At 64.1% G+C, this 12,517-nt stretch carries 10 protein-coding genes; 1 reads left to right on the top strand and 9 read right to left on the bottom strand.

The genetic code is table 11. The features are described from left to right. Positions 1-41: 41 nt before the first annotated feature. The 5 genes from BLEFHOIH_RS14340 to pepN form a co-directional block, all read right to left on the bottom strand. Complete coding sequence (locus BLEFHOIH_RS14340; protein WP_088346601.1) at positions 42-1,688, bottom strand: hypothetical protein; 1,647 nt, start codon at positions 1,686-1,688, stop codon at positions 42-44. Then, entirely contained in the window at positions 1,663-2,478 is an 816-nt protein-coding gene (locus BLEFHOIH_RS14335) for a GNAT family N-acetyltransferase (protein ID WP_088346599.1), read from the bottom strand. The genes BLEFHOIH_RS14340 and BLEFHOIH_RS14335 overlap by 26 nt, the downstream gene beginning before the upstream one ends. A 30-nt stretch (positions 2,479-2,508) precedes the next feature. Beyond that, the gene (locus tag BLEFHOIH_RS14330) at positions 2,509-3,135 is read right to left on the bottom strand and encodes an exopolysaccharide biosynthesis protein (protein ID WP_088346597.1); all 627 of its coding nucleotides are present in this window, start codon (positions 3,133-3,135) and stop codon (positions 2,509-2,511) included. A gap of 111 nt (positions 3,136-3,246) precedes the next feature. Beyond that, positions 3,247-5,100 carry a PAS domain-containing sensor histidine kinase gene (locus BLEFHOIH_RS14325; protein WP_088346595.1) on the bottom strand — a complete coding sequence of 618 codons (1,854 nt, stop codon included), beginning with the start codon at positions 5,098-5,100 and terminating at the stop codon, positions 3,247-3,249. A 299-nt stretch (positions 5,101-5,399) separates the two neighbouring features. Next, positions 5,400-8,057 carry an aminopeptidase N gene (pepN, locus tag BLEFHOIH_RS14320; protein WP_088346619.1) on the bottom strand — a complete coding sequence of 886 codons (2,658 nt, stop codon included), beginning with the start codon at positions 8,055-8,057 and terminating at the stop codon, positions 5,400-5,402. A 192-nt stretch (positions 8,058-8,249) separates the two neighbouring features. On the opposite strand from pepN, the gene BLEFHOIH_RS14315 reads away from it, so the two are divergent. After that, complete coding sequence (locus tag BLEFHOIH_RS14315; RefSeq protein ID WP_125461714.1) at positions 8,250-8,612, top strand: hypothetical protein; 363 nt, start codon at positions 8,250-8,252, stop codon at positions 8,610-8,612. A 151-nt stretch (positions 8,613-8,763) separates the two neighbouring features. On the opposite strand, the gene BLEFHOIH_RS14310 is transcribed toward BLEFHOIH_RS14315, so the two are convergent. From BLEFHOIH_RS14310 to BLEFHOIH_RS14295, 4 genes are all read right to left on the bottom strand, one after another. Continuing rightward, positions 8,764-9,672, bottom strand: a complete 909-nt coding sequence (locus BLEFHOIH_RS14310; RefSeq protein WP_088346591.1) for an EamA family transporter — start codon at positions 9,670-9,672, stop codon at positions 8,764-8,766. A gap of 121 nt (positions 9,673-9,793) precedes the next feature. Next, positions 9,794-10,519: an acetoacetyl-CoA reductase gene (gene phbB / locus BLEFHOIH_RS14305; protein WP_088346589.1), complete on the bottom strand. Its 726-nt coding sequence runs from the start codon at positions 10,517-10,519 to the stop codon at positions 9,794-9,796. A gap of 93 nt (positions 10,520-10,612) precedes the next feature. Beyond that, complete coding sequence (locus BLEFHOIH_RS14300; RefSeq protein WP_088346587.1) at positions 10,613-11,119, bottom strand: peroxiredoxin; 507 nt, start codon at positions 11,117-11,119, stop codon at positions 10,613-10,615. A 110-nt stretch (positions 11,120-11,229) separates the two neighbouring features. Continuing rightward, positions 11,230-12,417, bottom strand: coding sequence for an acetyl-CoA C-acetyltransferase (locus BLEFHOIH_RS14295; RefSeq protein ID WP_088346585.1), 1,188 nt, complete (start codon positions 12,415-12,417; stop codon positions 11,230-11,232). Between the last annotated feature and the right edge of the window lie 100 nt (positions 12,418-12,517).

Here is a 12,517-nt window from a genome sequence, read left to right as displayed (position 1 = left end):
GATGACAAAGAAGGGCGGTCCCTCCCGCGCGCCGCGGGGCGTCAGCCGTCGAAGGCGGGACCGCCGCGTTCGGAGGAGCGGCAGCGCAGGAAGACGCGGGCGACCGAGCCGAGCAGCATGGCGAGGCGGACCAGCAAATAGCCGGTGCCGAAGGCGGCGACGATATAGGCGGTGCTGCGCAAGGCGTGATTGATCGCCGTCTGCTCGTTGCCCAAGAGCTGGCTGATGCTGGAGCAGACCTCGACCACGCCGAGCACAGCGAGGATCAGCAGGAAGCGGCTGATCTGCTTCTCGGCATTGTGCTCGCCGAAAGCGTGGATGTCCTTCACGCATTTCTCGTGCTCGGCGAACATGGCGAGCCCCGCATCGATGCGGTCCTGAACGCCGCGCGCGTCGAGAATATTGTCGAGCGTCACCTTCTCGTTTTCGTAGCGGAAGGTATTGGGCGGCATGCGCGAAAAGAAATCGCGGAATAGCCCGAGCCGGATCTTGGCGAATTTCCGGACGATCTCGCCGCCCGCGCCCGTCAAGGGGGCATCGAGATAGGCCAGCAGGTCGACATGGTCCTTCATATAGCGGTTGTTGACGACGACATTCGAGCGCGCGCCATAGGCGATGCGCTGCATATAGTCGTCCAGCGTCTCCGCCAGCTTCTCGCGATAGGCGGCGAAAACCTGGACCAGATAGAAATAGGGGCAGGTGCCGAGCGTGCCGCGCGCCTGCGCATAGGTGCGCGAGCCAAGATTCAGCTCGGCCAGGAATTTCGGATGGCAGTAGATCGACAACACGCCGTCCTTGCGGATCGGGCGCAGCGATTCCCGGACTTCGGAATCATCCTGGCGGCGGAAATCGGCGATGTTCTGCAGGAGCCCGGCCATCAGCCGCAGATGGTCGGTCGCCGGCGCGTTCTCATCGGCGACGAAGGCTTCGACGGCGTTGAACACCTCGTCGCTGTTGAAGAAAGCCGCCCCCGAATGCAGCGCGGACCATGAGATTGCCGGGATGGCGATGCCGTCGCGCTCCAGCCGGTGCTTGAAAATCTCGTTGGCCGTAGTGCCCTCGGTGGCGATGGCCTTGCGCAGCCGCGCTTCGAGGAAAGCAGCGAGGTTGCGCGTCGTCACCTGTGCATCGCTGAAACCGATGGTGTCGCGCAGATAGCCGCATTCCTCGGTCGGCGCGACGAGTTTTTGCAGCGTGAACAGGTCATATTCGCTGCCGCTTTCCTCCGGCTTGTCGGATTGCGGGAAAACAAAGGTGGCGTTCAGGAACATCAGCCCGTTCGAGAACAAAGTCGCCGCCTCGCGCAGCTCCAGCCGCAAGGGCGCGGCGGAGCGGTGGCGGCGGTCGATGTGGAAGCGCTCGCCCTCGGCGGTGAAATCGAAGCTCGCCGGCAGCTCGACGTTAACCGCGGGCGAGGCCGTGCTGTTCAGGAGAAAGGTGATCTGCTGGCTGGTCGCCTCGGAGCGGGCGTTGAGGATGTCGTCGAAGAAAGAAGCGCAGGGCTTGATCGAATGCGCGTAGATCTCCGGCTTCTGCGCCTCGATGGCGTCTTTCAGCCGCTCGACATCGATGGAGCGGTAGCGGTCCTTGCCGCCGAACAGGTCGAGCGCGAAGGTCAGGGTGATGGAGGCGCTTCCCGCCAGATTGAGGAAGCGGTCGTCGTTAAGCCAGCGTGCCTCTTCGTTCATCGCGCCCGTTCCCCTTGCCCTGACTCATGCGCGCGTTATGCAAAATTAAGGGCTTCAGGGCAACCGATTTGACGCTCTTCAAATGCGCGAGAACGCGCTGGCAGGGTTCATCCCTATCCAGGCGCTCGCCGACCAGCGCGCGGTAGAAGCTATTCAGGAAACGGCCGATTACGGCGGCGTCCATCACCTCGGCGTCGCCGGGAGAATAGGCCATCAGGGTGAGATTGCGCACATGCGCCTTGCCGGGTGAAAGCGGCGGCTGGACATAGGGGAAATCCAGCGATTTGAAGCCGATCCCCGCCAGTGCGGAGAAGCGCTTTGCGGCGGCCTCCTGCTCATGCGCGGGAGCGGCAGCATCGACGATTTCCGTCTCGGCAAAGAGGGGCAGCGTCGTGCCGGGATGGAGATGGGAAATCTTGCGCAATTGCTGGAAGGCGATCTGCATCAGGCGTTGGGCCAGGCCCCGGCGGCGCATGTGCGGCGCGACCATGATGTAAGTCACCAGCGCGCCGCGTCCGCCGCGATACCATTCATAGCAGATGCCGCCGCCGACCTTCCAGCCACGCCCCTGCGGCACCAGCGCCAGGCTGACAAAGCCCCAAGGCTCGCGCCGCCCGAAGCCGCGCGGATCGGAAAGCTGCTTCAAGCGCTCCGCGCTCTCGCGCATGTCGGGATCGGTGATCTCGCGCGCCAGGATGCCGTCATAATACGGCTTGAAATGGCGTGCGAATTCGGGTGTCCAGCCATCGGCGGCGTGGAGGATGCGCAGGCGCGGCAGCGTTTTCCCCATACGGGTCCCCTTAGCAGCGCGGCCCCGCGATCAGAAGCCGAAAATCGCCCTTGCGGCCGCGAGGACGCCGCCCACCAGCGCGATGACGTAGACCGTGCCCAAAATGCCGATCAGCGAGCCGACGATGATGGCGAGCCCGTCCCTTTCCAGCAGGCCGGCGGCGATGATGGCGATGCCGAACGAAGGCAGCGCATTGCCGAAAGGCACCGGCACCAGCAGCACGATGGTCAAAATCGTCAGCCAGACGCCGATGGCGCGCTCCATGCCGCTGGAGGTCAGAAAGGTCAGGCGCGGCTTCAATAAACTTTCGATCTTGGTGAGATAGCGCACGACATAGTTGATCGCCTTGGTAAACGTCTCCCGGTCGAGCTGCTGGCGGCGCATGAATTCGGGCAGCCAGGGCTTTTGCTGCCCCATGGCCATCTGGATCGAAAAGATCAGGATCGGCGTGCCGAGCACCCAGGCGATCGGCAGAATGGTGTTGGGCAGCGCAAACAGAATGATGATGATGCCGAAGCTTCTATCGCTGAGCGCATCGACGATCTCGCCGACGCCGATGCTTTCGCGGTCGCCCTGGGCGGCAAGACGGGTGAGAATTTCGGAAATCCGCGCAGGCTGCGCCTTGACCGCATCGCTGGTCGGCACCCGGTAATTCATGGCAAGCCCTCGCAATCTCTTACTTTTTACTTAGGTGCATTTCCGGAGAAAAACAGGCTTCGATCGCGCCGGAGCAATATTCCTGGGAAATGCTAGCGGCGGACCATGCAATCAAGCGGCCTCGCTGTCCAGCCCTCTTGCGTCCTGGTTGGACGGAAGAATGCAAGTCACGGTCGTGCCTTCGCCGATCCGGCTCTTGATTTCGAGCCGGCCATTATGGAGTTCAAGGATCGAGCGCGAGATGGCAAGGCCGAGGCCGGTGCCGCGATGGCCCTTGGTGAATTGGTTCTCCACCTGCTCAAAGGGCCGTCCGAGTTTGGCGATCTCATGGCGGGGGATGCCGACGCCGGTATCGGCGATGGCGATGCGCACCGAACCGCGATAGCGATAGGTGCGGATGGTCACATCGCCGCCGACGGGGGTGAATTTCACCGCGTTGGACAAAAGATTGATCAGCACCTGCTTCAACGCGCGCCGGTCGCCGGAGAATTCGATGCCGGAACTGCCGATGGTTTGCAGGCGGATATTGCGCTGCTGCGCCGTCTGCTGCACCACGCGCATGCTCTCGGCGGCGATATCGCTGATATTCACGGTCTCGATGGCGAGCGCCATGCGGCCGGCCTCGATCTTGGACATATCGAGAATATCGTTAATGACTTCCAGCAGATATTGACCGCTTTGCTCGATATCGCGGGCGTATTCGACATATTTGCTCTGCCCGATCGGCCCGAAAATCTGCCGGTGCATCATCTCGGAAAAGCCGATGATGGCATTCAGCGGCGTGCGCAATTCGTGGCTGATATTGGCGAGGAATTCGGATTTGGCGCGGTTGGCGGTCTCGGCGCGCTCTTTTTCGGCGGCGTATTTGTTGGTCAGCTCGAAAAGCTGGCGGGTCTGGGCGTCCTGTTTGACGCGGGAAGCCTGGAGGTCGGCGACGGTCGCTTGCAGCTCCATTTCGCGCTCGGAAAGCTGTTGCTCGCTCAGTTTCAGCGCGGTGATGTCGGTGCCGACGCTGACGAAACCGCCATCCTCGGTCCGCCGCTCGCCAATATGCAGCCAGATGTCCTCGCTGGCCTCGGCCTCATAGGCGCTGGTCCCGCGCTTGGCGTCGCCCTCGAGGGTGCGCGGGCCTTGCAGCAATTTCTCCCGCGCCGCCAGGGCGATGTCCTTATAGGGCGTGCCGGGCGCCAGCAGCCGGTTGGGGATCTTGTAGATCGCCTTGAATTTGCGGTTGCAGACGACGAGCCGGTCCTGGTTGTCCCAGAGCACGAAGGCTTCCGAGATCGCCTCGATGGAGTCGCGCAGGCGCGCGGCGGTGTCGACATTCTCGATCTGCTGCTCGCGCTCGCTGGTGACGTCGGTGACGACGGCGACGAGGATGGGCGGGCCGTTCAGCAGCGGGCGGCGGATGCGGCCGCGCAGATCGAACCAGAGCCAGCCGCCATCATCGCCGCCGCGCAGGCGGAAGCAGGTGCGCACGTCGTCCGCGCCGCTGCGAATATGGTTGTCGACGATCTGGTAGAGGTCGTCTTCCGGATGCAGCAGCTCGCGCATGTCGCGATAGGGCATGCGCCCCTCCGGCAGCTTGCGCCCGAGCATGGCGAACAGCGATTCCGACCAGCACAGCTCGCCCTTGACGAGGTTCCAGTAGAGCAGTGCCGAGCCGCCGTCGCGCAGCAGCAGTTCGGTGCCGTCGCGCAGTTCAAGCGCGGAGCGCAGGAGGACGGCGTTGCGCCCGCGCGTCGCGACAAAGGCGATCATGGCGCCGAGGAAGCCGCCGACGAGGGTCGCGGCGATGAGGTCGCTGGGGATGCGGTCGAAGTCGAAGGCTGAGGCGGGCGAGGCGCTGGCCAGGAGGGTGCAGGTCGCGAGGCCCAGCGCCGAGCGGGCCCGCAACAACGCGCCATTCGCGAGGCTGGCGCGCCGCGATATCGGCATGTCGGGACGGGGCGTGGCCTCCAGCATGGCTTTGGTCGGGACGCGCGATCTTTCGAGGAGTTGTCGATCCTCCACTCTGCGCAGATTCGCGCATGATTTTGAATGGCTAAGCCGGTCGTCTTTGTTTCGGCAGGAAAGGTCGGGGCAAGATCAAGTCATTGCCATTTCGTCGTCCCGGACGGCGCGCAGCGGCGAGCCGGGACCCAATGGCCCATCAGCGGGCGCTACGGCAGGGGAGAGGCGAGTGGCCCCGGCTCTTACGGCCGGGGCCATGAAATGAGCGAGGCGCTTGAGTTCGCGGCGTGTTCGGCGCCGCAAACCCAGCCCTAGTTCTCCGGATCTTTCAGCATCTTGCCGGCGATCTCGAACACGTCGCGCGACAGATTCTTCGCGGCGGCGACCCGTTCGAGCTGTTTGCGCGCGGCCTTCTGGCGCGTGGGCTCCAGCATCCGCCACATCTCGAAATTGCCGAGCAGCCGCGCCGCCATCAGCGAATTGAAGCCGTCCAGCTCCAGCACGGCATCGGCGACGAGCTTGTAGCCCTTGCCATCGGCGGCATTGAACTGAAGCTGATTGCCGCCCGCGAAAGCGGCGATCACGGCGCGCACGCGGTTCGGGTTCTTCATCGAGAATTGCGGATGGCGCGTCAGCTCGGCGACGAATTCCGCCGTGCCGTGCATGGGCGAGCGCGCCTGGGTGGAAAACCATTTGTCGAGCACCAGCGGGTCCTTGCGCCAGCGCTTGTAGAAGGATTGCAGCACCGCCTCGCGCGCCGGGGCGTCGACCTCGCCGAACAGTTCCAGCGCCGCCATGGCGTCCGTCATGTTGGTCGCCTGCTTGTAATGGTCGCGCAGGCGCGGCACGGAGGAACGGCCGCCTGCGACCGTCAGCAGGCTCAAAGCCGCGTTGCGCAGCGCGCGCTTGCCCGCGCTGGCAGCGTCCGGGGAATAGTCGCCTGCGACCGCATGCGCCTCGTAAACGGTTTCCAGCTCGGACTTCAGCGCCTTACCGAGGCTTTCGCGGAAGGCGCGGCGGGCCTGGTAGATGGCCTCCGGATCGATATCGGTGCCGATTGCGAGCGCAATGTCGCGGGCGCTCGGGATCATCAGCATGGCGGCGCGGAAATGCGGCTCGAGACTTTCATCCGCGACGAGCAGCGCCAGCGCCTTGGCGAAACGCTGCGACGGCCTCGGCTTCTCGCCGGCCCGGACCGACGCCGTCATGGCGATCAGCGCCTTCATGGCCAGCGTCTGTGCCGACTGCCAGCGGTTGAACTGGTCGCTGTCATGGGCGATCAGGAATTCCAGGTCGCGGTCGCCGATATTGGCTTCCAGCTTCACCGGGGCCGAAAAGCCGCGCAGCAGCGAGGCGACGGGCCGTTCGCCGATGCCGGTGAAGGTGAAGCTTTCCGAGCGCTTGCGCAGGTGCAGCACGCCGTCTTTCACCGCCGTGCCGTCCTCAAGCTTCAGCGCGAAATCCTTACCCTTGCTATTCAGCAGGCCCATCTTGAACGGGATGTGCAGCGGCTTCTTCTTGGGCTGGCCGGGCGTCGGCCTCTGCTCCTGCTTGACGGTCAGGCGCGCGGTCTTGCTGTCCTCGGAATAGGTGATGCGGCAGGTCAGCTCGGGCGTGCCGGCCTGCGAATACCAGAGCATGAACTGGCTGAGATCGGTCTTGTTGGCGTCGGCCATGGCGGCGATGAAATCCTCCACCGTCGCCGCCGTGCCGTCATGGCGCTTGAAATAGAGGTCGATGCCTTTTCGGAAGCCTTTCGGGCCGACGATGGTCATGATCATGCCGCACAGCTCGGCGCCCTTTTCGTAGACCGTGCGGGTGTAAAAGTTGTTGATCTCGATAAAGCTTTCCGGACGCACCGGATGGGCAAGCGGGCCGCCATCCTCGGCGAATTGCTGCGTCCGGAGCGCCCAGACGTCCTGGATGCGCTTGACGCCGCGCGAGCGCAGGTCCGAGGTGAATTCGGCATCGCGGAAAACGGTCAGCCCTTCCTTCAGGCAGAGCTGGAACCAGTCGCGGCAGGTGATGCGGTTGCCGGTCCAATTGTGGAAATATTCATGGCCGATGACGGCTTCGATGGCCTCGTATTCGCCGTCGGTGGCGGTGTCGGGGCTGGCCAGGATCAGCTTGTCGTTGAAGATGTTGAGGCCCTTGTTCTCCATCGCCCCCATGTTGAAGTCGCTCACTGCGACGATCATGAAGATGTCGAGATCATATTCGAGGCCAAAGCGGTCCTCGTCCCACTTCATCGAGCGCTTCAGGCTTTCCATCGCCCAGCCGCAGCGGTCTTCCTTGCCCGGCTCGCAATAGACGCGCAGCTCGACCTTGCGGCCCGATTTGGTGGTGAAGCTGTCCGCCACATGGCCGAGCTTGCCGCCGACCAGGGCGAACAGATAGGACGGCTTCGGAAATGGATCGTCCCAGACCGCGAAATGGCGGCCGCGCGGCAGCTTCCCCTCCTCGACGAGATTGCCGTTGGAGAGCAAAACCGGCGTGTCCTTCAGGTCGCCCTCGATGCGCACGCGGAAGCGCGACAGCACGTCGGGGCGGTCGAGGTAATAGGTGATGCGGCGAAAGCCTTCCGGCTCGCACTGGGTGCAATACAGCGTGCCGGAGCGGTAGAGGCCCGACAGCGCCTTGTTCGCCTCAGGATCGCAGACGGAGGTGATTTCGAGAATGAAAGGCTCGTCCGGCGGGCTGGTGATGGCAAGGCCCGCATCCCTTACCTCGTAAGCGCTTTCGGGCAGCGCCTTGCCGTCGATCGCGACGCTGAGGAGCTTCAGCTTCTCGCCGTCCAGCACCAACGGACCCGGCTTGCCGCCATAGGCCGGGTTCGGACGCATGGACAGGCGCGACGCAACCTCCGCCGCGTTCGGCTGCAGCTTGATGTCGAGCGCGGTCTCATCGATCAGATAGGGCGCCGGGCGGTAATCCTTCAGATAGATGGTGCGAGGTTCTTGCGTCTTCATGGCGGCCTTCATCCGTAAATGACATTGCTTAAGCGCCGTACCGGCCATTGCCAAGCTGAAAAAATCCCGAAACTGCCATTCATCGGCCGCTCAGACGCCCTAGGCCATAAGGGGTGAAGCGCGAATCGGCCCGGCCGAGACGCCATCGCCCGCGCGGACCCGGAGCCGCGATGCCAGACTTTGGAGAGACCTATGAGAGCATTGATCACCACCGCCATCCTCGCCGCTTTCGCCACCCCCGCCATCGCGGACGACGCCAATCTCGCCGCGGCAACGACCGTGCTCGCCCAGATCCAGAAGGACGATGCCAAGCTGAAAGCCTATTGCGAAATGCAGGCGCTGCTGATCAAGGCCGATGCGGCGATCGAGAAGAAGGACCAGGCTCAGGCCAAGGCGCTGAACAGCGAAGCCGCGGCGAAGTCCGATGCGCTCGGCGACGATTTCGACAAGGTCACCTCGCTGGATGTCGACATCGATCCCAGTTCGGATGACGGGAAGAAGTATTTTGAGGCGTGGGAAGCGCTGGAGAAGAGCTGCGTGAAGAGCGGGGCGTGACCGACGGCGCTTCCCTCGTCATTCCCGCCAAGATCGGAATCCAGTACGCCACAGCGGTAACTCGCAGGCAGAGCACACCAGTGAACTCCGAAAGGACTGGATACCCGCTTTCGCGGGGATGACATTGGGGTCCGTGTCGGAGCCCCGAAAGCTAGACGTCCGACGCCAGCATTTGGCGGCGTGAGTACAGCATGTCCTTGGAGGCGAGCAGCGCACCGCCGGTGATCGCTGCCGCCGCCAGCCACAAGACCGGACTCCCCTCCGCTAGCCCGAAGGCGACCAGCAGCACCGTCGAGAGCAGCGGCGCGAAATAGGCCGAGGCGCCGAGTACGCGCAGGTCGCCATGCTTGCACCCATGATCCCAGACATAAAAGGCAAGGCCGACCGGACCGAGGCCCAAGGCGATGATGGCGACAGCCTGCACCGGGCTCAGCGGCCACGTCGTCGGCTCGAAGGCGAAGTGAGCCAGCGCCGCCGCCGCCGCAGTGACCGCGCAATAGAGCGTCACCGCGCTGCTCGGCACGGCCGCGAAAAGCCGCGACAGCACGGAATAGCCCGCCCAGGTCAGCGCCGAGAGCAGCGCGACGCCGTAGCCCGCCAGCGCGCCTGAATTCAGCGTCGGCAGCGCGGCGCCCGTGGTGATGGCGAGCAGAGCGCCCGCGAAGGCGGCGAGCGCGCCGATCAGGTGATGCGCGCGCAGCCGTCCATCGGCATTCGGCAGCAAGGCGGAGAACAGCACGATCAGCAAGGGCCAGAGATAGTTCACCAGATTGGCTTCGAGCGGCGGCGCCAGGGTCAGCGAGAGGAAGTAGAAGAAATGGAAGCCCAAGAGCCCGCCGACGCCGAGCAGCGTCGAGGCCCAGGTCACCTGACGCAGTTCGGCCCGGGCATCGGGGCGCGCGATCAGATAGGCGAGACCGATCAGCGCGCCGATGGAAAAGCTCGTCGCCACCAGTTGCAAGGGCGGCACGCCCGACGTCAGCACCGTCATCGGTGCCAGCGTCGCCCAGAGCAGCACGGCGAGCAGGCCGAGCAGCGTCGCGGCGGTACGGCGGCTCATGCCGCGCTCCGCCCGATGGCGCGGGGAAACTCGCAAGACTGTGCCGAAGAATTCCGCATCGAAAATCCGGGAAGAACGCGCGCCTGGCTAGGGTCAGGCGCCTGTTCTGCCGGAAATCGGCTCAGCCCGCAATATACTGGCCGCCATTGGCCGTCAGCGTCGAGCCGGTGATGAAGCCGGCCTCATCGCTGGCGAGGAAGGTGACGCAGCGCGCGATCTCGGTGCAGGTGCCGAGCCGGCCGACCGGGATCTGCGCGACGATGCTCTCCAGCACCTTCTCCGGCACCGCCTGCACCATCTCGGTGTCGATATAGCCCGGCGCGACGCAGTTGACGGTGACGCCCTTCTTCGCCGTCTCCATCGCCAGCGCCTTGGTGAAGCCGATGACGCCCGCCTTGGCCGCCGAATAGTTGGTCTGCCCCATCTGGCCTTTCTGGCCGTTGATCGAGGTGATGTTGATGATGCGGCCCCAATTGCGGTTGCGCATCCCCTCGATGACGGGCTGGGTCATGTTGAACATGGAGCCCAGATCGATGCGGATGACCTCGTTCCACATCTCCGGCGTCATCTTGTGCAGCATGGCATCCTTGGTGATGCCGGCATTGTTCACCACCACATCGATCGGGCCGAGGTCGCTGGCGACCCGCTTCAGGCCGGTGGCGCAGGCTTCGTAATCGCCGACGTCCCAGCGGTAGACGGGGATGCCCGTCTCGGCCTGGAATTGCTGGGCCGCATTGTCATTGCCGGCGTAATTGGCCGCAACGCGAAAGCCCCGATCCTTCAAGGCGATCGAGATCGCGTAACCGATGCCACGCGTCCCGCCCGTTACAACTGCGACCTTCGGCATGCCAATATCTCCTTAGTATCATCTTTGTTCAGCGCCCCGATTCGGCCGCCACAGGCAACTGCTTTGACGCCGAAACGGCCCTCGCGGGCACCCTCATGCACTGGCGTTCCACTCGCTGAAAAGTTTAAGCATCATATGGGCGCTCGACATTTCGGCGACGGTCGGGTCTTCCTCGACATTCAGCGCCCGGATGATCCCGTCCTGCGCCCACAGCGCATAGCGGCGCGAGCGGATGCCGAGGCCCAGCGCCCGGGCGTCGAGCCGCATGCCCATGGCGGTGACGAAGTCCGCGTTGCCGTCGGCGAGAAACACCAGCTTGCCCTTGGCGTCGGTTGCGTCGGCCCAGACGTCGAGCACGAACGCGTCGTTGACCGCGGTGCAGGCGACGGTGTCGACGCCGGCATTGCGGAAGGTCTCATACTCCTCCAAGTAGCCGGGAATGTGAAGGAAATGGCAAGGCGGCGTGAAAGCGCCGGGCACGGCGAACAGCACCACGCTGCGGTCGCGGAAGACGTCCTCGGTGGTGATTTCCGCCGGACCGGTCTTCGTCATGATGTTGAACGTCGCCGCCGGGATGCGGCTGCCGATGCTTGCCCCCATCTCTCGCTCCCTCGAAGCTCTCCCCAGTAACGCCAACTCTATCACGAATTATAAAAACGCCCCGGCAAAAACCAGGGCGCTTTTACGACAGAATTGGGTCCGCGAAAGTCTCAGTCGCGAGCCACGCACATGGCGATGCCCATGCCGCCGCCGATGCAGAGCGTTGCGAGACCTTTCTTGGCGTCGCGCTTCTTCATCTCATGCAGCAGCGTAATCAGCACGCGGGCGCCCGAGGCGCCGATCGGATGGCCGATGGCGATGGCGCCGCCATTGACATTGACCTTGTCCGGGTCCCAGCCGATGCCCTTGTTGACCGCGCAGGCCTGCGCCGCGAAGGCTTCATTGGCTTCGATCAGGTCGAGCTCGCCCGCCGACCAGCCGGCCTTCTCAAGCGCCTTCTTCGAGGCCGGGATCGGGCCGGTGCCCATGATGGAGGGATCGACGCCCGCCTGCGCCCAGGAGACGATGCGGGCGAGCGGTTCGAGGCCCCGGCGTTCGGCTTCGGAGGCCGTCATCAACACCACGCCCGCCGCGCCGTCATTCAGCCCGCTGGCATTGGCCGCCGTAACCGTGCCCTCTTTCGGATCGAAGGCCGGGCGCAGCTTGCTCATGTCCTCGAGCTTGGCGCCGTCGCGGATATATTCGTCCTCGGAGAAGATGACGTCGCCCTTGCGGCCCTTGATGGTGACGGAGACGATCTCGTCCTTGAACTTGCCCGCCTTCTTGGCCGCCTCGGCCTTGTTCTGCGAGCCGAGCGCGAAACGGTCCTGGTCTTCGCGGGTGATCTGCCACTGGCGGGCGACGTTCTCCGCCGTCGTGCCCATGTGATAGCCGTTGAAGGCGTCCCAGAGGCCGTCCTTGATCATGGTGTCGACCATTTCCAGATTGCCCATCTTCTGGCCCTGGCGGATATAGGACGCATGCGGCGACAGGCTCATGCTTTCCTGGCCGCCGGCGATGACGATGCTGGAATCGCCGTTCTTGATCGCCTGATAGCCGAGCGCCACCGAGCGCAGCCCCGAGCCGCAAACCATGTTGACGAGCCAGGCCGGCGTCTCGATCGGCAGACCGGCATTGATCGAGGCCTGCCGTGCCGGATTCTGCCCCTGCGCCGCCGTCAGCACCTGTCCGAGGATGACTTCCGAAACCGCGCTCGGGTCGATCTTGGCGCGGTTCATCAACTCGACGATCACCGTCCGCCCCAGCTCGTGCGCCGGGACATTGGCGAGGGAGCCGTTGAAGGCGCCGACGGGTGTGCGCGCGCCCGCCGCGATGACGATTGCCTCTTGATTGCTCATCGAGATTGGTCTCCTCTGTTGGCCCCGAACGCTGTCGATTGACCCGTTCTCAGCTCCCGATTGGATTTTTATCGTTAAATGGTGCCTAATGGTGAAAAGC

This window comes from Rhodomicrobium sp. R_RK_3, assembly GCF_002198715.1.
Taxonomy (GTDB): Bacteria; Pseudomonadota; Alphaproteobacteria; order Rhizobiales; family Rhodomicrobiaceae; genus R-RK-3.
Note: the sequence above shows the minus strand (reverse complement) of the source record. Positions and strands in the feature narration are given on the sequence as shown.